Here is a 22,345-nt window from a genome sequence, read left to right as displayed (position 1 = left end):
TCGTAGGATACACATATTCGGTGTATATCAGAAAGGAAACTATCCATGCAGGTCGCACGCTGGGGTAACAGCCTCGCCATCCGGATTCCGGCAGCCGTCAGCGAGGCGCTGGCGCTCAAGGAAGGCGATGACGTGGAAATCCGGATCGCTGACGACCGCACCTTCCTGATCGCCCGCGACCAGCGCAAGCCGCAGGCGCTGGCCCGCATCCGCAGCCTGCGTAAGCCGCTTCCTCCCGGCTGGCGCTTCGATCGTGACGAGGTCAATGAGCGCGCGCCGTGACGCGCGCCTTCCTTGACAGCAATGTCGTGGTCTATGCCTTCAGCGACGACGATCCGCGGAACGGTGTGGCCGAAGAGTTGCTCGGCCGCGGCTGCGAGATCAGCGCCCAAGTCCTAAACGAGTTCGCCAATGTCGCGCGGCGCAAGCTCGGTTTCTCGTGGGTCGACATCAGCGATGCAGTCGAGGCGATCACGACGCTGAGCCGGAACGTCCATCCGCTTGATCTCGCCACGCATCAAGACGCCATTCGCCTGGCTGAGCGGCACAAATTCGGCTTCTACGACGCGCTGATCGTCGCCAGCGCTCTGCGCGCCGGCTGCACGGTTCTCCATAGCGAAGACCTGCAGCACGGCCTTGTCGTCGAGGGGCAGCTTCGGATCGAGAATCCGTTCCGGGCGGAATAGCCGAGTTCTACTCGCCCTTCTGCGACACCTGCGCCTGCGCGAAGGTCGCCATGCCGGAATGGATGCCGGCGGCGGCCTTGACCAGGCCGGCGGCGAGCGCCGCGCCCGTCCCCTCCCCGAGCCGCATGTCGAGCGCCAGCAGCGGCTGCTTGCCAAGCTTGACCAGCACCTGCGCATGGGCGCCCTCGGCCGAGAGATGGCCGGCAAGGCAATGGTCGAGCGCCGAGGGATCGAGCGCGTGCAGGATCGCGGCGGCGGCGGTCACGACATAGCCGTCGAGAATCACCGGGATGCGCTGCAGGCGGGCGGCGAGGATCGCGCCGCAGATCGCCGCCATCTCGCGGCCGCCGAAGCGGCGGAGCACTTCAAGCGGATCGCTGAGATGATTGGCGTGGAGCTTCAGCCCGGCCTCGACCGCGGCGATCTTGCGCTTCAACCCGTCATCGTCGACGCCGGTGCCGCGGCCGCACCATTGGGCCGCGCCGCCGCCATAGAGCGCGGCGAAGATCGCGGCGGCCGAGGTGGTGTTGCCGATGCCCATCTCGCCGAGCGCCAGCAGATCGGCGCCGCCGGCGAGCGCCTCCATGCCGAAGGCCATGGTGGCGACGCAGGCGCGCTCGTCGAGCGCATCCTCTTGCGTGAAATCGCCGGTCGGCAGGTCGAGGGCGAGATCGAAGACCTTGAAGCCGAGATCATAGGCGGCGCAGATCTGGTTGATCGCGGCGCCGCCGGCGGCGAAGTTCTCCAGCATCTGCCGCGTCACGCTCTGGGGATAAGCCGAGACGCCCTGGGCGACGACGCCGTGGTTGCCGGCGAAGACGCAGACCAGCGGCCGGTCGACCCGCGGCGGCGCCTTGCCCTGCCAGGCGGCGAGCCATTCGGCGATCTCCTCCAGCCGCCCGAGGCTGCCGGCCGGCTTGGTCAGCTCCTTATCGCGGGCGCGCACCGTGTTGGCCGCGGCCATGTCGGGGCCGGGCATGTTGGCGATGAGGTTGCGGATATCGTCGAAGGGCAGGCCGGAGGCGGGCATCGCAGACATCTGAGGAGCCGATCTTGAAAGTCCAGGGAATCGGGGCAGCACGAGATCGCCGCCGCGCAGCCGCTGCTGCTATAGGCTGGAGCGGACGAAGACAATCCGAGGGCAGCGTGCCGCAAACCGACAGCGATGATGCGACGCAGGTGACATCACCCGCCTGGCCAGGCTGGCGGATCGCGACGGCGACCTGCATCCGCTTCTATTCGCGCCTGCCGGTGCCGGCGCTGCCGGGCGAGAACCCGCATGCCTTGCCGGACTTCCGGCTGGTGCCGCGGGCATTGCCCTTCGCAGCGCTGGTGATCGCATTGCCGGCGGCGCTGATCGCGCTGCTTGCCGGCCTTGCCGGCGTCAACGCCTTGCTGACGGCAGCCCTCGCCGTCACCGCGCTCGTCGTGACGACCGGCGCCTTTCACGAGGACGGGCTCGCCGACTCGGCCGACGGCCTGTTCGGCGGGCATACGCCGGAGCGGCGGCTGGAGATCATGAAGGACAGCCGCGTCGGCACCTTCGGCGCGCTGGCGCTGGGCCTGTCGCTGCTGCTGCGGGTCAGCGCGCTCGCCGCGATCCTGCAAGGGGCCGGCGCTTGGACGGTCGCGGCGGCCGTCCTCGTCGCCGCGCCCTGGTCGCGCGTCGAAGGTATCCGCATCCTCGCCACGACCCCGCCCACCCGGCGCGACGGCGCCTCCGCCGCGGTCGGACAGCCCGAGCACTCGGTGCTGCCGATCGCCTATGGGCTATCAGGGGTCTTGGCTCTGCTCCTGGTCGCCGCCGGCGCCCTCCCCCTGGCCGGCATCGTGCTCGGTCTCGCGGTGTCAGCGCTGACCACGCTTTGGCTATCGCGCACCGCGATTCGCCTGATCGGCGGGCAGACCGGCGACATCCTCGGTGCGGCGCAGCAGCTCAGCGAGATCGCGATCTATCTCGGCCTCGCCATCGTCATCGGTTGGGGTGGGCGATGAGCGCGATCTCCAGCCCCTGCATCAAGGTCTGCGTGATCGATCCGGCGAGCAAGCTCTGCCAGGGCTGCGGACGGACCTTGCAGGAGATCGCGCAGTGGTCGCGGCTCTCGGAGGCCGAGCGGCTCGCGATCATGGCCACACTGGACGAGCGGCTCAGCCCTCCGCGAGACGGGCAAGCCCCTCGCCGGTCAGCCTGAAGAAGACCTTTTCCGGGTGCTGCTTCCCACCAAGACTCTCATAGAAGCGCAGCAGGCGCTCATCGTCGCGCGCCGCCGTCCGGGGATGATCGGCTTCCTCGCAGGGACGGACGGCAACCATACCCGTCTCCCGCTCAGGCGATCAGGGACCAAAAGAAGCGGGTGCATACCACGAGCAGGAAGATGCCGAAGGCAACCTCGAGCCGGCGCTTGGACAGGCGATGCGCCAGGCGCGCGCCGATCGGCGCCGTCCAGATCGAGGTCGGGATGAAGAGCAGGAAGCCGATCAGCGAGACATAGCCGAGCGAGAGCGGCGGCAGGAGGTCCATCTTCGGCCAGCCGGCATAGATGTAGCCGAGGGCGCCCGGGATCGAGATCAGGATGCCGAGGCCCGAGGAGGTCGCAACCGCCTGGTGGATCGGCCGACCATAGAAGGTCATGAACAGGCTGGAGAGCTGGCCACCGCCGATACCCATCAGGGACGAAAGCACACCGATGACCAGGCCGTAAATGCGCATCAGGAACGGTCCAGGCATGGTGTCGCCAAGCTTCCAGCGGTCGGAGGCGAAGAGCAGACGCATGGCGCTGGCGAAGGCGACTGCGACGAAGACCGCTTTGAACACATCCGGCGGGGCATAGCGCGCGATCACGCTGCCACCGACGACGCCGAGCACGACCGGCACCGCCCAGATCTTGATGATCGAGGTGTCGACCAGGCCCTTGGCGAGATGGGCGCGGTAGGAGCGGATCGAGGTCGGGATGATCACCGCCAGCGAGGTGCCGACGACGAGCGGCATGCGCACCTCGTCCGGCACGCCGATGGCCCTGAAGACCTCGTAGAGCACCGGCACGATGACGGCGCCGCCGCCGACGCCGAACAGGCCGGCGAGCAGCCCGGTGGCAGCGCCGGCCGCGACCAGCGACACCGCAAGGAAAATCAAGTCATTCAAGGCAATGCCGGCGATCATCATGCACTCAATCTGGAAAAGACGGAGTGCTCTTAGCTCCCTCACCGGAAAGGGCAAGGTTCAGCCGGCAGGGCAGGCATGCGCGAACGCGCCTCGGCAGAAGATCATCTAGCGGCCGGGCGCCGTTTCAGAGCGCCGGTCCTGGCCGATTACGGCCTGACATAGGTCCAGCCCTTCTCCTGCAGCTCCATGACCCGCACGACGCCGGACTTCACCACCGCAGCTTCCGGGATCAGGGCGATCTCCTTGTTCTCAGCCTTGCTCATATTGCCCTGGGTGTTGCCGCAGGCCTTGAAGGTGACGGCCGGCGTGCTCGTCGCCATCGCCTTGATGCGCGCCTTCACCGGCGAGGTGTCGTCGCGCAGCATGTGCAGCCCGGGGCCGAAGGTGACGACTTCGATCTCCACCTTCTCGCCGAGCTCCTGATAGTACTGCGCCACATTGGTCGCGTTGTTGAGCGCGAGATTCATCATCGCCGGCTCGTTCGTGTTCACCTGCAGGATCAGCCGGTGCGGCTTCCTGTCGGCTACTGGCGGCTTCGGCGCTTGCACGGCGCTGTGCTTCGTGGCCTGCGCCTTCGCAGGCGGGGCGACGAAGGTGAAAGCGAGGCCGGCCAGCAAGGCCGTGCCGAGAGCATGTTTGAATCTGGTCGTCATCGCATTCCACCCATGGTTCGAGGACTATTCGCTACGTGGCCTGGCGAGAGTGCGCGGCCATTTGCAGGCCACAGCGACCCTGTCGCGCGCCGCCTTCAGACCGGCCAGGCTGAAATGCCCGTCATGGACCGCGCCCGCGCGCGTGCCAAGACGGATCGCAATGCCGCCCTCATCGGGAAGCGACAGCAGCAGGCCGACGACATCGCCCCTGAAAGCAACGCCGGTCCCGTAGGATGGTCGCCCGGCCGGCACCGACGAAGGCTGGCCGCCGTCGAGGCGATAGGACAGAGCGTAGTCGATGCCCCCGTCGGAGATTGCCGCCCCAGTGACCACCATCTCAGTCCGGCCGCCGCGGCAGTGAATGGAAAGCTGCTTCAGCGCAGGGTTTGCATTGCCCTGGGCGAAAGTGGTGGCGGTGACGATGGGCGTGTAGTCGACCGGGGACGTGGTCTCGCTGATGATCCAGCCTTCGCCGTCGCCTGCCGCGGGCGCGGGTACCTTCCCCGGCTGCGGCAGCTTGTTCAGGCAAGCAGGCCGCTCGGCCGGGTCGAGCAGCGAGCAGGCACGAAGCTGCGCCATCGGATCCGGAGCGCCCTGCGCGAGGGCGATCTCGCTTGCGATCTCGAAGACGACTGAGAGCATGATCAGCTTCATTGGCTCGCACGTTGCGTCTGCGCCTTGCGATCCAGCCAGTCCTGGGCGGCCGGGAAGCGGTCGAGGCCGGGGACGGTCGCGGCGAGATTGATCGACTTCCATTTCGGGTCGAAGCCCGGCGCCTGCAGCTTATCGACCCGGCTGAAGAGCAGGTCGACAAAGCGGGCGACGCGCTCGTGGCGATTGGTCTGCGGCGCCCAGTTGAACGCGACCAGCGCGGTCGGCACCGCGATCGTCGAGACCCGCTCGCCGGCCTTGATCAATCCGGGATATTCGCCGGCCTCGAGCACGGCCGGCAGGTAATAGTCCTCGAACTTGCTGTCGTAGGGCACAGGAAGGAACTTGAAGCCGGGCTCGAAGCGCCCGCGGACGAAGGCGTCGACCGGCTTCGAGGTGATGAAGACGACTGCGGCCATCTCGCCCTTGCGCATCTGTTCGAGCGCGAGCTGATGCGGGATGAAGGTGTTCTGCGCGGCGATGCCGAGACGGCTGAAGATCAGCGGCCCCGAATAGGCGGCGGCGGTTCCAAGCGTGTTGAAATTCACCTTCTTGCCGACGAGATCCTGCAGGCTCTGGATCTCCGGCCGCACGAAGACGTGCAACTCCGAGGGGAAGAGGTTGAGCACATAGGTGACCTTGCGCCGAATCTGCGGCATCTGGGCCTTGTATTCCTCCAGCGCATCGGAATTGATGATCGCTGTGTCGATGCCGCGCAGATAGAGCAGCGAGTTCAGGTTCTCGGTGGCGCCGCGGGTGACGATCGGGAGCAGGTGCAGGTTCGGCCCGTCATCGACGACGCGGGCCATCTCGGCCCCCAGGCGAAGCGGCGCGCCCTCGAGCAGCCCCGCCGCAAGGCCGACGGTCCAGGCGTTCATTTTCTCCTGTTCGGTCGGCGGCGGCCGGATCATGCGTCGCTGCGTAGGAGCGCTGCCCTGCGAGCTCTGCGCCAGCGCCTCGAATGCCGGCACCGCCCCGACCAGTCCTGCAAGCGCGATCAGCAGGAAGAGCTGTCGTCCCCGCATCATGCTCATTCTCGACCTCCCTGTCGCATGGCAGCCGGCCGCGGTCTCAGCCATCCGGCGCCTGCCGCAGCGCCTCGACGCGATCCTTCGCCTCCGCGATGCCGCCGGCCTGCGCCCTCGCGTAGAGCGCGCGCGCCCTCGTCACTTCGCCACGCGTGCCATAGGTTCCCCAGGCCGACAGGACGCGCGGATCATAGGTCTCCGCGAGCATGAAGCTCGCCCGGGCGCTGCCGATCTCGACCGCGCGCTCCAGCACGATCCGGGCGGAGCCGATGTCGCCCTGGCCGAGCAATGCGCTGGCCCTGGCGATCAAACGCGCCGCCTCTGAGCTGTTGCGCGCCTCGGCGACCACGGGCTGCGCTGCCGTGACGGCAGCCACGGCTTGCAGAGGCTTGGACGGCTCGCCGACGGGGGGCGCGGGACGCAGCGACGCCAGTTCCTGCGCCATGGTCGCGGCGCGCTCGCGCTCCTGCTGGAGAAGCTGACGCAAATCAGTGATCGCGGCGTCGCTCGCTTGCCCGAGCCGTCCGGCCTCGTCGCGCGCCTTGCTCAGTTGCGCAGTCCGGGCTTCAAGCTCGCGCTGCGCCGCCGACAGCTCGGCTGCGAGCGCAGAGCGCCGTACGCGCTCCTGCTCGAGCACCTGACGATGCTGTGCGACGTTGGCGGCCTGCTCCTGCCGCGCGGCCGCGACCTGTGCGAGCAGCGCCGTTTTCTGACGTTCAAGCTCCTGTGCCTTCGCGGCCTCCGCCTGTCTCAGCTGCGCCGCCTGGGCCTCGGTCTCGCGCCGCGCGGCGGAGAGCTCGGCCGCCAATGGGATGCGCTGCCCTCGTTCCTCGTCGAGGGCCTGACGATGCTGCACTGCGGCCGCGCTCAGCGCCTGACGCGCGGCCACGGCCTGCGCTATGGCGGCCGCCTTCTGCCGCTCCAGCTCCAGCGCTTGCGCGGCCCTAGCGGCCTCCGCCTGCCTGAGCTGCCCCGCCTCCTCGCCCGCCTTGCGCAGCTGCGCCGCCTGCGCGGCGGCCTCGCGCTGGGCCCCCGCGAGCTCGGCCGCCAGCGCCGTCCGTTGCACGCGTTCCTGGTCGAGCGCCTGGCGATGCTGGGCGGCAAGTGAGCCCAACTCCTGCCGTGCGGCCGCCAGCTCCTGCGCAATAGCCGCGGTCTTCTGCCGCTCCAGCTCCAGCGCTTGCGCGGCCCTGGCGGACTCTGCCTGCCTGAGCTGCCCCGCCTCCTCGCCCGCCTTGCGCAGCTGCGCCGCCTGTGCAGCGGCCTCGCGCTGCGCCATCGCAAGCTCGGCCGCCAGCGCCGTCCGTTGCGCGCGTTCCTGGTCGAGCGCCTGGCGATGCTGGATGGCGAGCAAAGCGAGTTCCTGACGCGCGGCGGCCAGCTCCCGCACATCAGCGGCGGCCTTCTGCCGCTCCTGGAGCGGCTGTGAGTTCATAGCCGTCGCCAGTTGCTTGAGCTGTTCGATGTCCTCGTTCGCACTACGCAGCTGCACCGACCGTGCCTGCAGTTCACGCTGCGAAGCCGCAAGCTGATCCGACAGCGCCGCATGCTGCGCACGCTCGCCATCCATGGCCTGGCGATGTTGCGCCGCGGCTGCGACCAGCTCGTCGCGCGCGGCTGCGGCCTCCCGCGCCTTGGCGGCGGCCTCATCCTGCGCCCGTCGCAACGACTGTTCGCTCCGGGCAGCGTCGTCCCGCAACTGCGCAGTCAGGGCTGCGATCGTGCTCCTGGCCTCGTCCAGCTCCGGCGCCGCAGCTGCCGGCTGCGCCTGGGCCGGGGCTCGGCCGGCGTCCGGTTCGGGATGCCGCCGCGATGGCGCCGCCGCGGCGGCGACCGGGGCTTCGCCGGATGACAGGGCCGCCGGCGCAACCTGTCCGACGTGAGCAGGCTCGAGCCGATCCGCGTTCCGAGGCACCAGCAGGAGCAGGGCCGCGACCGCAAAACCGCTCGCCAGCGGGAAGAAGCGGCGGCGCAGCGACGCCCGGCCGGGGCGCGAGGCGTCGCGCTGCCGGCCGGGTTTGGCCGGGAACTCCTGCCCAGCATCGGGGGCCGCGTTGCGATCCTGCCCGGCCGGCGGCTTGCCTGCCAGCCACGGCCCGGTCCAGTGAGCGGTATCGATGGTCAAGCCCGCGTCATCCCTGGCGGTGACGGCTTTCCCATCTCCCGATGCGCTTTCGATCGCGTCGCGCATATGGCTGACGCCTCTTGGTCGGCGGCATGGCTTGCCCTGGCGAGCCAGGTCACGGGCGAATTCGATCCGGCCGACGCGAACGAAGACGTCCGCATGGAGACGTCTGCGAGAGCCTCGACCGCGCCCTCGCCCGCTTCGAGCTGACCTCAGATCGGAAAGGTTCAGAAGACGAGCAAACGGGCAGGAGATTGCCCGAGCGGGGTACCCCGCCGATTGCCGCCGGCTCGCGCGCTTCGACTAGTCGCTGACGCCCTCGCGCGCGACGATCGCCATCAGTGTCGCCGTCAGCATGGCGCAGAGCTTGGGCTTGCCGTCCGTCACGGCGAAGACCTCGGCCATGGCGAGCGTCAGGGTGCGTCCGGCCTTGACCACTCTGCCCTTCGCGACGAGCTCGTCGCCGGTCGCGGGCGCCAGCAGGTTGATCTTGAACTCGGCGGTGAGGATGCCGTTTCCGGCCGGCATGGTGGTGAGGCCGGCGTAGCCGGCGGCGCTGTCGGCGATGGTCGCGACTGCCCCCGCATGGACGAAGCCGTGTTGCTGGGAGAGATGTGCCGCAGCCGGCATGGCGATCTCGACCTCGCCCGGCGCGACGCGCAAGAGCCGGGCGCCGAGCGTCGTCATCATCGCCTGCTTGGCGAAACTCGTCTCGATCCGGGCGACGAGGGCGGGATCGACCGGCTGGTCAGTCATCGGTGCTCACTCGGCTGCAATCCCGGGTCGAGCCTCGCGCTCGACATGGGCGATCGCAGCGCGCAGCTCGGCCAGTCCAGCGCTTGCCGCGACGCAATGCTCGGCGAGATGGCGGCGGAACAGACGCGAGCCGCGCCGGCCCGGAAACAGCCCGACGAGATGGCGAGTGAAGGCATGCAAACGCCCGCCCCGTTCAAGATGGGCGGCAATATAAGGCTCTAGCGCTTCCAGCATGTCGAAGGCGTCCGCGGCCGGCGCATCCTCGCCGAACAGCAGCGGATCGACAGCGAGCAGCACTTCGGGGTTCTGATAGGCCTCGCGGCCGAGCATGACCCCATCGAGATGGGCGAGATGCGGCAGCCATTCGCGGGGCTGGCGGATGCCGCCGTTGAGCGAGACGATCAGGTCGGGATTGGCCGCTTTGAGGCGATAGGTGCGCTCATAATCGAGCGGCGGGATCTCGCGGTTCTCCTTGGGCGAGAGCCCTTGCAGCCAGGCCTTGCGGGCATGGACGACGAGCGCATCGACGCCGGCCGCGCGCACGGCGGCGGTCAACGCGTCGAGCGCGGCCTCGGGATCCTGGTCATCGACACCGATCCGACACTTCACCGTAACGGGGATGGAAACCGCCGCCTTCATCGCGGCGACACAGTCGGCGACCAGCTGCGGCTCGCGCATCAGGCAGGCGCCGAAGGCCCCGCCCTGGACGCGGTCGGAGGGGCAGCCGCAGTTCAAGTTGATCTCGTCATAGCCGAAATCGGCGCCGATCCTCGCAGCCTGCGCCAGCAGCGCCGGATTGTTGCCACCAAGCTGCAGCGCGACGGGGTGCTCGACATCGTCGAAGCCGATCAGCCGGTGCCGGTCGCCACGCACCACCGCCTGCGCCGTCACCATCTCGGTATAGAGCCGGGCACGCCGCGACAGCAGGCGATGGACGATCCGGCAATGCCGATCAGTCCAGTCCATCATGGGCGCAACGGAGAATCTAAATAATTGATATTGCTGCATTTTTCGAGCGGTTTCAGATCGTTCGATCGGGACGCGTGCACTCACTTCTACGCCACGCCCCCCCCTTTTCCGGCTTTTGGATGCCTTAGTGCACACGGTGCGCACACGACATTGGCCACGTTCCCTAACCTAAAATCCGGCTCTTGGAGAGCCCAGATCCGTCGAGCGGCAATACCTCAACGCGATGGTGATCGCGCTCCTGGCGGTGCCGATCCTGATCCCGGTCCATTTCAACGCCGGGCTCGCCTACCTCCTGAACAGGATCGCCGGCGAGGAGCACGGCGTTGCCGGCCCATCCGCCTTGATCGGAGCCTCCAACTTTTCGAGCTTGCCGTCGCGGCGGCGATCAGTCTGTTCGGTTTCAATTCCGGTGCAACGCTCGCCACCGTGGCTCCCGTGCTGATCGAGGTGCCGGTCATGCTGTCCGTGGTCTGGATCGTGAACCGCTCGAAAGGCTGGTACGAGCGCGGCGGCCCCCGCCCAAAGGTTCGCGCCGCCGAGTAATTCGGCATTCGTCGAAATAGATATTGACAACGTCGCTGCGGCGACGCACGCTATTTCCATGAACGTCGAAGAAGCAGCAAGGCAGCTCGAAGCGCTCGGCAATCCGACTCGTCTTCAGCTCTACCGCGTCCTGGTCCGCGCCGGCCATGGCGGCCTGCCGGTCAATCAGATTCAGGAGCGTCTCGGCATCCCCGCCTCGACGCTCTCGCATCATCTTCAGCGTCTCGTTCAGAATGATCTGGTCTCCCAGGAACGCCAGGCGACGACGCTGATCTGCCGGGCCGTCTATCCGGCCATGGAAGCGCTGCTCGGCTTCCTCGCCGACGAATGCTGCATCGAAGAAGGCTGCTCGGCAGCCTCCGGAAAAGCTGCCTGATCGGCCTTTTTATTTGCCATATAATTCCATGATTCTAGGATAACAGGAGGAAGATCGAATGAGAGAGCTTCCCGTCGCGGTCATCGGAGCAGGGCCAGTCGGGCTCGCCGCGGCCGCCAACCTCATCGCCCACGGCCTGGCCGTGAAGGTCTACGAGTGCGGTGCCCAGGCTGGCGCCAACGTCTCCGATTGGAGGCATGTTCGCCTGTTCTCGCCCTGGGAGTTCAACATCGACCGCGCCGCACGGGCCTTGCTTGAGCCGACAAGCTGGCGGGCGCCGGATGCCGCGGCCTATCCGACAGGCGCTGAGCTCGTCGGCGCGTATCTCGTGCCTCTGGCGCAGACGCCGGCGCTGGCCCCCGTCATCGAGTACGGCGCCCGCGTCACGGCGATCGGCCGGCGAGGCATCGACAAGGTCGTCAGCCGGGATCGCGAGCAGCACCCGTTCCAGCTGTCGGTCACGGACAAGAACGGTCGCATTCGCCGCGAGCTGGCTCGCGCGGTCATCGACGCGTCCGGGACCTGGACATCGCCCAATCCGCTCGGGGCCGGCGGCATTGCAGCGGAAGGCGAGCAAGCTCAGGTCCAGCGGATCGATTATGGGATACCGGATGTTCTCGGCCGCGACCGCGCCGGCTTCGTCGGTCGCACCACGCTGGTTGTCGGCGCCGGCCACTCCGCCGCGAATGTGCTGCTCGACCTTGCCGAGCTCGCTAAGCAGGATGCCACGACCAGGGCAGTGTGGGCGACGCGCGGCACCAATCTGTCACGCGTCTACGGCGGAGGAGCCAATGACCAGCTTGCCGCACGTGGCGATCTCGGCCGGAGGCTCCGACAGCTGGTCGAGGGCGGCAGGGTCGAGCTCGTCGCCGGCTTCGCCTGTGTTGCCGTTCGCGAAGCGGCCGGGCAGATCGTCATCGAGGGCGAGACATCCGCAGGCAGTCGAACGATCGGGCCTGTCGACCGGATCGTCGCCTGCACCGGTCAGCGTCCCGATCTTTCGCTGGCTCGCGAGCTGCGCGTCGAGCTCGATCCCTGGCTGGAAAGCGCTCGGGCGCTCGGGCCGCTGGTCGATCCCAATCTGCACTCCTGCGGCTCGGTGCCACCGCATGGACATCGCGAACTGTCCCACCCCGAGAGCGGTTTCTACACCGTCGGTGTCAAGAGCTATGGGCGAGCGCCCACCTTCCTGATGGCGACGGGCTACGAGCAGGTTCGGTCGGTGGTCGCGGCGATCGCTGGCGATCTGGCCGCTGCCGATGATGTACGGCTGGTCCTGCCGGAAACCGGGGTCTGCACGACTGCGGCAGTAGGCTCCGGCGGATGCTGCGGTGGGCCGGCGCCGGCCGCGACGGAAGCCTGCTGCGCGGACGATGCCGCGGCTAAGGCACAGGGCCAATCCAGTTGCGGTTGCGGGAGCTCCGCGAAGGCGAACGAGGCCGCCCCAGCCCAATGACGACGCTGGCCGCATCGGAGACGAATCCCGCCGCTCGGGCCGGGCTCGCGCTCATCCTGGCGCTCGGCGTCACGCAGGTAGCCGGCTACGGCGCGCTCTACTACGCCTTTGCCGTGCTGGCGCCCGGCATGACCGCGAGCTTCGGCTGGGCGCCCGAATGGACCTATGGCGGCTTCGCTCTCGGGCTGCTCGCAGGCGGTCTTGCCGCTCCCTTTGCCGGACGCCTGGTCGACCGCTACGGCACCCGCCGCATGATGAGCATCGGCAGCGTGCTGGCGAGCCTGTCGCTGCTTGCCCTGTCAAAGGCCGATGGTTTGCTCAGCTACTACGCGGCCATGATCGCCCTCGAGATGGTCGCCACACTCGTCCTGTATGACGCGGCCTTCACAGCACTCACCCAGGCCCATGGAGCCGGCGCCAGGCGGGCCATCAGCAAGCTGACGCTGATCGGCGGCTTTGCCTCGACACTGTTCTGGCCGCTGACGACCGCTTTGCTGACGCATGCGGACTGGCGGATGATCTACCAGATCTATGCCCTCGGTTACCTTGCCGTGGCGCTGCCGCTGCATGCGCTTGCCTTGCCGCGCGGCCGGGCGACGGCCGCAAGACCAATCCAGCCAGGCGAGACGCCGAACACGGTCGGTTACCTCGGCGGCGCAGCTCGCCAACGCGCCTTCGTCCTCCTCGCGATTGCGTTCTCGCTACAGGGCTTCGTCGTCTCGGCGATGTCCGTTCACATGCTGACGCTGTTGCAAGGCTTCGGCTTCAGCGCGGCGCTGGCGGTTGCGCTGGGCGCCATGGTCGGCCCATCACAGGTGACCGGGCGGCTCATCGAGATGCTGTTCGGCACGAATGTGGCACCGGTGACGACCGCCTGGGTTTCGGGAGCGCTGATGCCGTTCGGATTCGTTCTGCTCGTCATCGGCGGCGGCACGACCGTGCTCGCGGGGCTGTTCGCGATCGCCTATGGCGTCAGCATGGGACTGAGTTCGATCGTGCGCGGGACAGTGCCTCTCCAGCTTTTCGGTCCTGCCGGTTATGGGGCGATGCTTGGCAAGCTGTCCGCCCCCGGTCTCGCGATCCGCGCCGCAGCGCCGCTCACATTCGCCGTGATGATGGAGCGCGCGGGGCTCGCGGCGAGCACGGCTGTGCTGGTCACGCTTTCAGGTGCCGCGGCGCTCGCCCTGCTTCTGTTGGCGCGCGGCGTTTCGCGACGATAACCGTCCTCTGATCCAGGCCGGCCTGATGTCGACTTCCGGGCGACCTTCCAATGTCTGCAGTTGGCGCTAGATGGCCAAGCGTTCGCGCTGGCCTGATCGGCTCATATGGGGGGCAGTTCGGAGTTTTCCGCCCATCGTCTAAAAATGGCCCGGCCCGCTCGCGCGACGCCGGGCTCATCCGGATCAGGCGACGCCTCGCGAGCCTTCTTTTCGGCCGCCGACGAACGCAGCAATATCGGGTGCGAGGAGATCGTTTTTTTCGGCCCATGACGCGAACAACCCGCGCGCCGTGTCGGGCTCGATCTCGCCGCGGATCGCAGCCAGGCAGGCCTTCAAGACGAACCCATGGGCTGGGTCGCGCTTGCGCGCCGGCCAGTCGGCCAAGAACATGTAGGCCTCCATGGCCGACGCGATCGCCGTCGGGTGGCCAAAGCCGGTCAGGATCACAACCGGCCGTTCGAAGTCGTCGGATGTCATCATGCAGTCCTCCCGGGGCCGGGAGCGGTTGCCAACGTTGCCATAGCCATATCCTCCTGGAAGCAACATGGATCCGGTTCGGTCGATCGCCGCCTTAAGCGGGCTGTCACTATCGGCGGCTGCCATGATTTTGGTAGGAAGGCTCGCCAGGTCAAGGCCATCGACGCGAACAGACGTTGGCTGCGGTTCACGGCGGGCGCGCGGCGATAAGCCGAGCCTGCTCAGCGATCACGCAGCCCCCAGAGCTTCGGATCGGCCCTGACGGGATCGGCCCAGGCGAGGCGCTGAACCCTTGAAACCCCTCGGCATGGCGAGGCCATGTCGCCCATATCCCATCTATCGCTCGCTGGCGTTCCTGATTGAGATCGGCCTGGTGGACCGCTTGGCGACCGAAAGCGCCTATAGGCTCCTAAAGCGGCCGCCGGCGGAGAACGAGACTCTGCTCTGTCTCGCCTGCCGGTCATGCGGCGAGGTCGACGAGGTGTCGTCAGCGGCCGTGGGGCAAACCCTGGAGTCGATCCTTGCCGCGGCGAGCTTCACGCCCGCCTCGCGCCTGATGGAAGTCGAGGGTGACTTCTCCGATTGTCGCCGACGGTGGAGCCTCTCGCACTCTGGCTGATTCAGGCTTGCCTGGCGGTCACGGGGCAGCTATCTGCGCAACACTATAACATTTCATGGAGCCGCTCGTGTCGAGGAAGTTCGTTGCGATCGCCGTCGCAGTGCTGGCCATGACCGGCGTGGCCGTGGCCAAGCCCCTGAAAGTGGTCGGCCCCTGGGAGATCGCGGGCATTGATCCGGCCCAGTCAGGCTATGTCTTCAGCCGCATGCAGGTCGCGGAGACGCTCGTTTCGGTCGATGCCGACGGCAAGCTGACCGCTGGCCTCGCCACCTCATGGTCCGCCAGCGAGGATGGCTTGACCTGGCGCTTCCGACTGCGTGATGGGGCTCGTTTCCACGATGGCGGCCCGGTGACCGCCGCGATCGTCGCCGACAACCTGCGCAAGGTTCATGGCGGTGCCGGCGTGTTCAGTCAGGTACCGGTCGCGGGCGTCGAGGCCGATGGCCAGGACGTTGTCATTCGCCTGTCGAAGCCGTTCGCCGCGCTGCCGGCCTATCTCGTCAACTTCACCACCATCATCCTGGCCCCGTCCTCGATCGGCTCTTCGGGCAAGGTCGAGCGGATCATCGGCTCGGGCCCCTACCGCGTGAAGAGCCTGACGCCGCCGCTCAACATGCAGCTCGAATCCGCTCCGGAATGGACCGGCGCGAAGCCTGGCATCGCCGAGGTCGAGTATCAGGCCGTCGGCCAGGGCGAGACCCGCGCTTTGATGGCGGAGAGCGGCGAGGCCGATCTCGTCTTCTCGATGCTGCCGGTCTCGGTCGAGCGCCTGAAGCGCAACCCGAATCTCGATGTCCGCATCGCCACGATCCCGCGCACGCGGATGCTCAAGGTCAATGCCGCCTCGCCCTTGTTCAGCGATGTTCGGGTCAGGCGTGCGATCAGCGCCGCGCTCGACCGCGAGGGCACGACGCGCGTCATCCTGCGCAACGCCGGCCTCGCGGCGACGCAGCTCTTCCCAAAGGCGCTGGCCGGCTGGAACGATCCGGAGCTGCCGCCGCTGAAGCGCGATCTGGCCGCCGCCAAGGCGCTCCTCGCCGAAGCCGGCTGGACGCCGGGCGCCGACGGCATCTTGCAGAAGGATGGCAAGCCGTTCTCCTTCACGCTGCTGACCTATGCGAGCTGGCCCGAGCTTCCGCCCATCGCCACTGCGATCCAGGCGCAGCTCAAGCAGGTCGGTATCGACGCCAAGGTCTCGGTCGGCAACAGCTCCGAGATTCCGGCGCGCCATAAAGATGGCACGCTGGAAATGGGGCTCGTCTCGCGCCTGTATTCGATCGTGCCCGACGCCATCGGCACGCTCCGCGACGATTACAAGTCTGGCGGCAGCGACTGGGGCGCGACCGGCTGGTCCAGTGACGAGCTCAACGCGCTGGTCGAGACAATGGCGCAGACCAGCGACCCCGCTGCACGCGCGCCGATGCAGAAGCGGGCGATCGCGATCCTCCAGAGCGAGCTGCCGAGCATCCCGGTGACCTGGTCGGAACTCGCCATCGTCGCCAACAAGCGCGTCACCGGCCTGCGCATCGACCCGCTTGAGGTCAATTACGGGCTCGCCTCGATCCGCTGGGCCCAATAGGCATGCAACGCCTCGTTCTCGCCCGGCTGCTTCAAGCCGGGCTGGTCGTGCTCGTGGTCGGCATCCTCTGCTTCGTGCTGGTGCGGGCCCTGCCGGGCGATCCTGCCATGCGCATCGCAGCCGGGCGCTATGGCCCCGACGCCAACATCACGGAGGCGGCCGAGCATGTTCGTCGCGAACTTGGCCTCGACCAGCCGCTTTTGGTGCAACTCGGCGCTTCGCTCGGGCAGTTGGCGCGGCTCGATCTCGGCCACTCCGTCGTCACCGGCCTGCCGATCACGAAGGAGTTGCGCATCCAGCTCGGCGCCACGCTCTGGCTCTCGGGATCGGCGCTCATGCTGTCGCTGCTGCTCGGGCCGCCGATCGGCCTGCTCGCCGGGTTGAAGCGCGGCGGCTGGGTCGACAACGCCTCGCTCGGCGGCGCGATCGTCCTGCGCTCGCTACCGCCCTTCGTGCTCGGGCTGATCCTGATCCTCGTCTTCGCCATGCTGCTCGGCCTGTTCCCGCCGGCGGGCTATGGCACCTGGCGCGATCTGGCGCTGCCGGCGCTGACGCTGGCGCTCGGCCTCGCGGCCGTTTCCAGCCGTGTCGCCCGCGATGCCGTCGCGGCGGTGGTGCGCACGCCCTACTTCGCCTTCGCGCGGCTGAAGGGCTTGCCCGAGCCGGTCGTCGTGCGCCGGCATGTGCTGCGCAATGCCGCCATTCCCGTCGTCTCCTATCTCGCTTTGCAGGCGATCTACCTGATCGAAGGCGTCGTCGTCGTGGAGACGCTGTTCGGTATCCCCGGCATCGGTCACGCGCTCGTCCACGCCGTCATCGCGCGCGACGTGCCGATGGTGCAGGGCACGGCGCTCGCCATGGGCCTGCTCTTCGTCGTCATTGCGATGGCGGTCGATCTCGCCTGCCATTGGCTCGATCCGAGGCCGAAACGCATATGAGCATCGCCGACGCCACTCTCGTTCCAACAACGCAGCGCGCCTGGCTGACGCCGGCGCGCGCGATCGGGCTCGGCCTGCTCGCCTTGCTCGCGTTGTTTGCTCTGTTCGGTCCGCTGCTGGTCACGGTCGATCCCACCGAGCAGGACTTTGCGGCGAGCCTCGCACCGCCCGGCTCCGACTACCTGCTCGGCGCCGATCGTTACGGGCGCAGCATGCTGGCAAGGCTCGCTTATGGCGCCCGGTTGTCCTTCGGCATGGCGCTGCTGACCGTCGCAACAGCGGCCCTGCCCGGCATCCTGTTCGGCCTGCTCGCAGCCTGGCGCGGCGGCTGGCTCGAACGAGCGCTCGAGCTGGTCGCGACCGTGCTGCTCGCGCTGCCGGGGCTGCTGCTGGTCCTGATCCTGCTCGCCTTCGCGCCCGGCACCTTCGGGCCGCTCTATCTCGGCCTTGCTCTCACGCTCTGGATCGAGTTCTACCGCGTGACGCGTGTCACGGCGGTCAGCGTGCTGAAGCAGCCGCATGTCGAGGCGACGCGGCTTCTCGGCTTCGGCACCGGCTACATCCTGCGAAAGCTCGTCCTGCCCGAGATCGCGCCGATCCTGATCACGCTCGCCGCCTTCGCCATGTCGACCGCGATCATCGCAATCTCGACCTTGAGCGCGATCAGCGTGGGCCTGCGCCCGCCGACGCCGGAGCTCGGCGCGATGATTGTCGAGCTGCTGCCCTACTATGCCGAGGCGCCGCTGCATGTGCTGATGCCTGGCATCCTGATCTTCCTGCTCGTGCTCGGGCTCCAGCTCGCGACTCGGAGCGACGCCCGATGAACGCTCCGGTTCGCTTCCAGTCGTTGACGGTCTCCGGCCTGGAGATCAGCGCCGGTAACACCATCATCGTCCGCGATGTCGCCTTCACGCTCGCGCAGGGACGGCCAGTCACGCTGCTCGGCGCCAGCGGCTCCGGGAAATCGCTCGTCGCTCATGCCATCATGGGCAGCCTGCCGAGCGGCCTTTCGGCGCGCGGCGTCATCAAGCTGGACGATCAGGACCTTCTCGCTGGCAGCCCCGCGCAGACCCGCGCCCGCTGGGGCCGGACGATCGCGATCCTGCCGCAGGAGCCCTGGCTCGCGCTCGACCCGACCATGCGCATCGAAGGTCAGGTCGGCGAGGTTCACCGCCATCTGCACGGCCGGGGATCGGCAGAGGCGCTGAAGAGCACGCACGCCGACCTGACCGAGGTTGGGCTCGGCGACCGGACGCAGGCCTATCCGCACGAGCTCTCGGGTGGCATGTGCCAGCGCGCGGCGATCGCCGTGACGCATGCGGCGGGCGCTTCGCTGCTGATCGCCGACGAGCCGACCAAGGGGCTCGATGCGGCGCTGCGCGCCAGCGTCGTCGAGCGACTTCGCCGGGAGGTCGATCAAGGCCGCCTCCTGCTCACCATCACGCATGACATCGAGGTCGCCGCCGCACTCGGCGGCATGATCGGGATCATGCTCGACGGCGCGCTCGTCGAGTTCGGCCCCGCGGCAGAGCTTCTGGAACGGCCGCGCCACGACTACGCTCGAACCTTGATCGCGGCCGACCCCGCCCGCTGGGCGACTCCTGCCCTGCCGCCGGCCGGCGAACCGGTCGTCTCTGCCAGTGGCCTCGCCAAGCGCTTCGGCGAGAGGGTGCTGTTCGACGATCTGGACATCGCGGTCCGGGGCGGCGAGATCGTCGCGATCGTCGGCCCGAGCGGCTGTGGAAAGACGACCATCGGCAACATCCTCCTGGGCCTGGTCCAGGCCGACCGGGGCGCTGTCCAGCGTGCTTCAGGCATTGCGCCGATTCGCTTCCAGAAGCTCTACCAGGATCCGCCAGCCGCCTTCGCGCCGCACCAGACCTTGCGGCAAGGCCTCGGTGACCTGTTGAAGCTGCACGGGCTCCCCTGGTTTCAGGTCGAGGCGAGTATGGGGCGTTTCGGTCTTGGGCAGGACCTTCTCGATCGTCGTCCGAGCGAAGTGTCCGGCGGGGAATTGCAACGCTTCGCGATCCTGCGCGCGCTGCTGCTCGATCCGATTTTCCTCTTCGCTGACGAAGCGACCTCGCGATTGGATCCGGTCAGTCAGAAGCAGGTCTTCAAGGTCCTGGTCGAGGCGGTCCGCGAGCGCGGCCTCGGACTGCTCCTGGTCACGCATGAGGCCGCGCTCGCCAAAAAACTTGCGTCGCGCATTCTGCAACTTCCGACCTGAAGCTGGCTGGGAAGCCAGCTATCGCTGTCGCAGCGCCTTGGTATGGGCCGGCATCTCCTCGTCCTCGAACAGCTCCGGATGCTCGGCGGCGATGCGAGGCAGCGCGTTCAGGATCTCGCGCAGATGGATGCGCATCGCGGTCGCGGCCATGTCGGGGTCGCCGGATTCGAGCGCATCGACGATGGCGTTGTGCTGGGTGATCAGCAGCGGGATCGGCGAGGTCCCCGGTAGCGAGAGATAGCGCACCCGGTCGGTCTGGGCGCGGGCGCTCTCGACCACCTTGCCTGCATAATCGCAATCGACGATCTCGGCGATCGCCTGATGGAAGGCCTCGTCAAGCATGGTGAAGCGGGTGTAATCGCTCCGCCCGGCGGCCGCGCTCTGTTCGGCGATGAGGCGGCGCAGCAGCGCGACGCCATTCGGATCGATCAGCTTGCTCGCCGCCCGTGCCAGCGCGCATTCCACGGCCTCGCGCACGAAGCGGGCATTGGCGACCTCGCGCAGCGAGATCTTCATGACATAGGTGCCGCGGCTCGGCAGGATCTGCACCAGTCCGGCTTCGGAGAGCTTGATGAAGGCCTCGCGCACCGGCTGACGGCTGACGCCGAAACGGCCGGCGATCTCCTTCTCCGACAGCGCCTCGCCGGGCCTGATCTCGCTGACGATGATCGCCTGGCGCAGGATCGTGACGAGCTGCGGCGCGATCGGGTCGCGAAGGCGGAGCTGGACGTCCATGAGCGAAACTCCTTCGCCAGCCGTGGTGATATTATACCGGTATGGTGGCCTAACGGCAAACGCAGTGGGTCAGCTTTCGCGCTTGCGCAGCAGATAGGTGTCCATGATCCAGCCGTTCTCGGCGCGGGCCGCCGCGCGGGTTCTGACGATCTCGTCCGAGGTTTCGGCGAGGGACCCGGAAGCCAGAACCTCCTGCGGCGTGCCGAGATAGGCGCCCCACCAGATATCGAGTTCGGCCGGGTCGATCTTGGCGAAAGCCTGCTCGCCGTCGAGCATGACGACCGTGCTGCCGGCCTCGTCGTGGAAGCCATCGTCGGCGAGCTTGCGGCCGGTGGTGATGGTGACCGGCTCGCCGATCCGGTTCAACACCAGCCGATGCGCCGCCGCCAACGCCTGGACTGAGGTGATACCGGGGATGACGTCGTAGTCGAATATGAGCCCGCGGGCGCGCACGGCCTCGATGATGCGCAGCGTGCTGTCATAGAGCGAGGGGTCGCCCCAGACCAGCAGCGCGCCGGTCTGATCCTCGCCGAGTTCCTGGCGGAACAAGCGCTCATAGCTCTCGGCCAACGCCGCATGCCAGTCGTCGACACTGCCGCGGTAGTCATCGCCCGCTTCGGCACGCTTCGGCACGGTTAGTGGCACGGAGCGCCAGCGATCGTGCTCGATGTAGCGCCGGCAGATCTCCTCTCGCAGTTCGCGCAGGGCGGACTTCTCGGCGCCCTTGTCCGGCACGAAGACGACGTCGACGCTGTTCAGCGCCCGCACCGCCTGGATCGTGACGTGCTCGGGATTGCCGGAGCCGATGCCGATGATCCTGATCCTGCGCATGGGCACCTCTGCTGCGTTCGAGGCGCCGCATAGCACGATCCGGTCGGGGCGCGTCATGCTCGGGCGCAGACCCGAGCATCTCATTCCGGAGATTCTCGGGTCTGCGCTACGCTTTGCCCGAGAATGACGGCCTCCACCTACCCCAGCAGATTGCGGACCGTGCGCATGAAGACGCGGGCGCCGGGCGCGATGATCGCGTCTGGGAAGTCGTAGTCGGGATTGTGCAGCGGCGGCGTATCGCCGGAGCCGAGCAGGAACATCGCCGATTTCGAGGAGCGGCCGAACAGGCCGAAATCCTCCGAGCCGCGCTGCGGCGGTGTCTCGCCGTGCGCGATGCCCTCCTCGTCGCAGGCGCGGCGCAGATGCGCCACCGCCTCGGGATGGTTTTCGCAGTGATGGAAGATGTCGTGATAGTCCATCGCCACGGAAAGCCCGCCGGCCGAGGCTGCCTCGCGCACCAGCGCCTCGGCCTCGGCGCAGAGCGAGCCCATCAGGGCATCGCTGAGCGTGCGCAAGGTCGCCCAAAGCTCGGCGCGGCCGGGCGTGATGCCGAAGGCCGGCTCACCCATGCTGGCATGAGTGACGGTGACGAGGCGATAATTGCCCTCGAGCGCACCGCCCGGCCCGAGCGCGGTGAGCTCCGGCATCAGGCGAGCGAGCGCCTTCATCGGCGAGACCGCATGCTCGGGCGTAGCGGCATGCGAGGTGTGGCCGGTCAGCACGATCTTGAGACCGCGCGAGGCGCAATTGGCCGGCCCTTCCGATATCCGGACGGACCCAAGCGGCAGGCCGGGCTTGTTGTGCGATGAGAAGGAGAAGTCGGGCGCGATCTCCTTGAATTTCGGATCGGCGATCACGGCGGCGGCGCCGGCCCCCGTCTCCTCCGCCGGCTGGAACAGCAGGATCGCGCGCCCGCGCTGCGGCCGCTGCCGGCCGAGCCCGCGCGACAACGCCGCAACCGTGGCCATATGGCCATCATGGCCGCAGAGGTGGCCCTTGCCCGGCACCTGCGACGAATGCGGCACGCCGGAGAGGTCCTCGATCGGTAAAGCGTCGAGCTCGCAGCGGATCAGCACGGTCGGGCCGGCCTCGGCGCCTTCGTAGACCGCTGCGACGCCATGGCCGCCGAGATCGGTCACAACGCGGTCGGGCGCGCTCGGCGCGAGGAAGCCGACGATCGCCTTCGCCGTCTCGCGCTCCTCGCCGGAGACCTCCGGGGCGCGGTGGAGGGCATGACGCAGCTCGATCAGCTCGACTATGTCGGAATTGGTGAGAAACATGCCTGGCGCCTCCTCGGATGGTTTGCTCCG

25 protein-coding genes and 1 pseudogene are annotated in these 22,345 nt (G+C 67.9%); 13 read left to right on the top strand and 13 right to left on the bottom strand.

Annotated features, from left to right (window positions below; translation table 11 throughout):
• The first annotated feature begins 45 nt into the window (after positions 1–45).
• Positions 46–282, top strand: a complete 237-nt coding sequence (locus tag ACFPOB_RS09130) for an AbrB/MazE/SpoVT family DNA-binding domain-containing protein (RefSeq protein ID WP_377797657.1) — start codon at positions 46–48, stop codon at positions 280–282.
• Positions 279–686, top strand: a complete 408-nt coding sequence (locus ACFPOB_RS09125; RefSeq protein WP_377797656.1) for a PIN domain-containing protein — start codon at positions 279–281, stop codon at positions 684–686. Before ACFPOB_RS09130 ends, ACFPOB_RS09125 begins: the two co-directional genes overlap by 4 nt.
• 7 nt (positions 687–693) lie before the next feature.
• Here ACFPOB_RS09125 and cobT read toward each other — a convergent pair whose 3' ends face one another.
• Positions 694–1,725 carry a nicotinate-nucleotide--dimethylbenzimidazole phosphoribosyltransferase gene (cobT, locus tag ACFPOB_RS09120; RefSeq protein ID WP_377797654.1) on the bottom strand — a complete coding sequence of 344 codons (1,032 nt, stop codon included), beginning with the start codon at positions 1,723–1,725 and terminating at the stop codon, positions 694–696.
• Positions 1,726–1,832: 107 nt separating this feature from the next.
• On the opposite strand from cobT, the gene cobS reads away from it, so the two are divergent.
• Both cobS and ACFPOB_RS09110 read left to right on the top strand, forming a co-directional pair.
• Positions 1,833–2,681, top strand: coding sequence for an adenosylcobinamide-GDP ribazoletransferase (gene cobS, locus ACFPOB_RS09115; protein WP_377797653.1), 849 nt, complete (start codon positions 1,833–1,835; stop codon positions 2,679–2,681).
• The gene (locus tag ACFPOB_RS09110; protein WP_377797652.1) at positions 2,678–2,878 is read left to right on the top strand and encodes a DUF1289 domain-containing protein; all 201 of its coding nucleotides are present in this window, start codon (positions 2,678–2,680) and stop codon (positions 2,876–2,878) included. The genes cobS and ACFPOB_RS09110 overlap by 4 nt, the downstream gene beginning before the upstream one ends.
• Here the strand turns inward: ACFPOB_RS09110 and ACFPOB_RS09105 are convergent.
• The 8 genes from ACFPOB_RS09105 to dusA all read right to left on the bottom strand — a co-directional run bounded on the left by ACFPOB_RS09105 (position 2,835) and on the right by dusA (position 10,070).
• Complete coding sequence (locus ACFPOB_RS09105; RefSeq protein ID WP_377797650.1) at positions 2,835–2,999, bottom strand: hypothetical protein; 165 nt, start codon at positions 2,997–2,999, stop codon at positions 2,835–2,837. The two genes, ACFPOB_RS09110 and ACFPOB_RS09105, sit on opposite strands and share 44 nt — an antisense overlap.
• Positions 3,000–3,012: 13 nt before the next feature.
• Positions 3,013–3,846, bottom strand: coding sequence for a sulfite exporter TauE/SafE family protein (locus ACFPOB_RS09100; protein WP_377797648.1), 834 nt, complete (start codon positions 3,844–3,846; stop codon positions 3,013–3,015).
• A 149-nt stretch (positions 3,847–3,995) separates the two neighbouring features.
• Positions 3,996–4,502 carry a DsrE family protein gene (locus ACFPOB_RS09095; protein ID WP_377797646.1) on the bottom strand — a complete coding sequence of 169 codons (507 nt, stop codon included), beginning with the start codon at positions 4,500–4,502 and terminating at the stop codon, positions 3,996–3,998.
• 24 nt (positions 4,503–4,526) lie between these two features.
• Positions 4,527–5,156 (bottom strand): hypothetical protein, encoded by a 630-nt coding sequence (locus ACFPOB_RS09090; protein WP_377797644.1) that lies wholly within the window; start codon positions 5,154–5,156, stop codon positions 4,527–4,529.
• Positions 5,153–6,181 (bottom strand): TAXI family TRAP transporter solute-binding subunit, encoded by a 1,029-nt coding sequence (locus ACFPOB_RS09085; RefSeq protein ID WP_377797943.1) that lies wholly within the window; start codon positions 6,179–6,181, stop codon positions 5,153–5,155. Before ACFPOB_RS09085 ends, ACFPOB_RS09090 begins: the two co-directional genes overlap by 4 nt.
• Before the next feature lie 43 nt (positions 6,182–6,224).
• Positions 6,225–8,372 (bottom strand): coiled-coil domain-containing protein, encoded by a 2,148-nt coding sequence (locus ACFPOB_RS09080; RefSeq protein ID WP_377797642.1) that lies wholly within the window; start codon positions 8,370–8,372, stop codon positions 6,225–6,227.
• A gap of 237 nt (positions 8,373–8,609) precedes the next feature.
• A complete protein-coding gene (locus tag ACFPOB_RS09075) occupies positions 8,610–9,062 on the bottom strand; it encodes a PaaI family thioesterase (RefSeq protein WP_377797640.1) in 453 nt (150 codons plus the stop codon).
• 6 nt (positions 9,063–9,068) lie between these two features.
• Positions 9,069–10,070, bottom strand: coding sequence for a tRNA dihydrouridine(20/20a) synthase DusA (dusA, locus tag ACFPOB_RS09070; RefSeq protein ID WP_377797638.1), 1,002 nt, complete (start codon positions 10,068–10,070; stop codon positions 9,069–9,071).
• Positions 10,071–10,257: 187 nt separating this feature from the next.
• Here dusA and ACFPOB_RS09065 point away from each other — a divergent pair.
• The 4 genes and pseudogenes from ACFPOB_RS09065 to ACFPOB_RS09050 form a co-directional block, all read left to right on the top strand.
• Positions 10,258–10,574: pseudogene (locus ACFPOB_RS09065) on the top strand (arsenic resistance protein); the annotation flags it as partial.
• Between the two features lie 58 nt (positions 10,575–10,632).
• Positions 10,633–10,950, top strand: coding sequence for an ArsR/SmtB family transcription factor (locus ACFPOB_RS09060; RefSeq protein ID WP_377797636.1), 318 nt, complete (start codon positions 10,633–10,635; stop codon positions 10,948–10,950).
• A gap of 58 nt (positions 10,951–11,008) precedes the next feature.
• Positions 11,009–12,406: an NAD(P)-binding domain-containing protein gene (locus ACFPOB_RS09055; protein ID WP_377797634.1), complete on the top strand. Its 1,398-nt coding sequence runs from the start codon at positions 11,009–11,011 to the stop codon at positions 12,404–12,406.
• On the top strand, positions 12,403–13,626 hold the full coding sequence (locus ACFPOB_RS09050; protein WP_377797633.1) for an MFS transporter: 1,224 nt from the start codon (positions 12,403–12,405) through the stop codon (positions 13,624–13,626). Before ACFPOB_RS09055 ends, ACFPOB_RS09050 begins: the two co-directional genes overlap by 4 nt.
• A 183-nt stretch (positions 13,627–13,809) precedes the next feature.
• Here ACFPOB_RS09050 and ACFPOB_RS09045 read toward each other — a convergent pair whose 3' ends face one another.
• Positions 13,810–14,229, bottom strand: a complete 420-nt coding sequence (locus ACFPOB_RS09045; RefSeq protein ID WP_377797631.1) for a DUF982 domain-containing protein — start codon at positions 14,227–14,229, stop codon at positions 13,810–13,812.
• A 166-nt stretch (positions 14,230–14,395) separates the two neighbouring features.
• Between ACFPOB_RS09045 and ACFPOB_RS09040 the strand changes: the two genes are divergently transcribed.
• From ACFPOB_RS09040 to ACFPOB_RS09020, 5 genes are all read left to right on the top strand, one after another.
• Entirely contained in the window at positions 14,396–14,722 is a 327-nt protein-coding gene (locus ACFPOB_RS09040; protein WP_377797629.1) for a transcriptional repressor, read from the top strand.
• Between the two features lie 67 nt (positions 14,723–14,789).
• Positions 14,790–16,301: an ABC transporter substrate-binding protein gene (locus ACFPOB_RS09035; RefSeq protein ID WP_377797627.1), complete on the top strand. Its 1,512-nt coding sequence runs from the start codon at positions 14,790–14,792 to the stop codon at positions 16,299–16,301.
• A 2-nt stretch (positions 16,302–16,303) separates the two neighbouring features.
• Complete coding sequence (locus tag ACFPOB_RS09030; protein WP_377797626.1) at positions 16,304–17,239, top strand: ABC transporter permease; 936 nt, start codon at positions 16,304–16,306, stop codon at positions 17,237–17,239.
• Complete coding sequence (locus ACFPOB_RS09025; RefSeq protein WP_377797625.1) at positions 17,236–18,063, top strand: ABC transporter permease; 828 nt, start codon at positions 17,236–17,238, stop codon at positions 18,061–18,063. Before ACFPOB_RS09030 ends, ACFPOB_RS09025 begins: the two co-directional genes overlap by 4 nt.
• The gene (locus ACFPOB_RS09020; RefSeq protein WP_377797623.1) at positions 18,060–19,469 is read left to right on the top strand and encodes an ABC transporter ATP-binding protein; all 1,410 of its coding nucleotides are present in this window, start codon (positions 18,060–18,062) and stop codon (positions 19,467–19,469) included. The genes ACFPOB_RS09025 and ACFPOB_RS09020 overlap by 4 nt, the downstream gene beginning before the upstream one ends.
• A gap of 18 nt (positions 19,470–19,487) precedes the next feature.
• Here the strand turns inward: ACFPOB_RS09020 and ACFPOB_RS09015 are convergent, their stop codons facing one another.
• The 3 genes from ACFPOB_RS09015 to ACFPOB_RS09005 all read right to left on the bottom strand — a co-directional run bounded on the left by ACFPOB_RS09015 (position 19,488) and on the right by ACFPOB_RS09005 (position 22,315).
• On the bottom strand, positions 19,488–20,204 hold the full coding sequence (locus ACFPOB_RS09015) for a GntR family transcriptional regulator (RefSeq protein WP_377797621.1): 717 nt from the start codon (positions 20,202–20,204) through the stop codon (positions 19,488–19,490).
• A 69-nt stretch (positions 20,205–20,273) separates the two neighbouring features.
• Positions 20,274–21,035, bottom strand: coding sequence for a precorrin-6A synthase (deacetylating) (cobF, locus tag ACFPOB_RS09010; RefSeq protein WP_377797619.1), 762 nt, complete (start codon positions 21,033–21,035; stop codon positions 20,274–20,276).
• Positions 21,036–21,172: 137 nt separating this feature from the next.
• Positions 21,173–22,315: an amidohydrolase gene (locus ACFPOB_RS09005; protein WP_377797617.1), complete on the bottom strand. Its 1,143-nt coding sequence runs from the start codon at positions 22,313–22,315 to the stop codon at positions 21,173–21,175.
• Positions 22,316–22,345: the final 30 nt, after the last annotated feature.

This window comes from Allobosea eneae (genome assembly GCF_042657265.1).
Classification (GTDB): domain Bacteria; phylum Pseudomonadota; class Alphaproteobacteria; order Rhizobiales; family Beijerinckiaceae; genus Allobosea; species Allobosea eneae.
The sequence above is the reverse complement of the archived record's forward strand: the minus strand, read 5'-3'. Positions and strand labels throughout refer to the sequence as shown.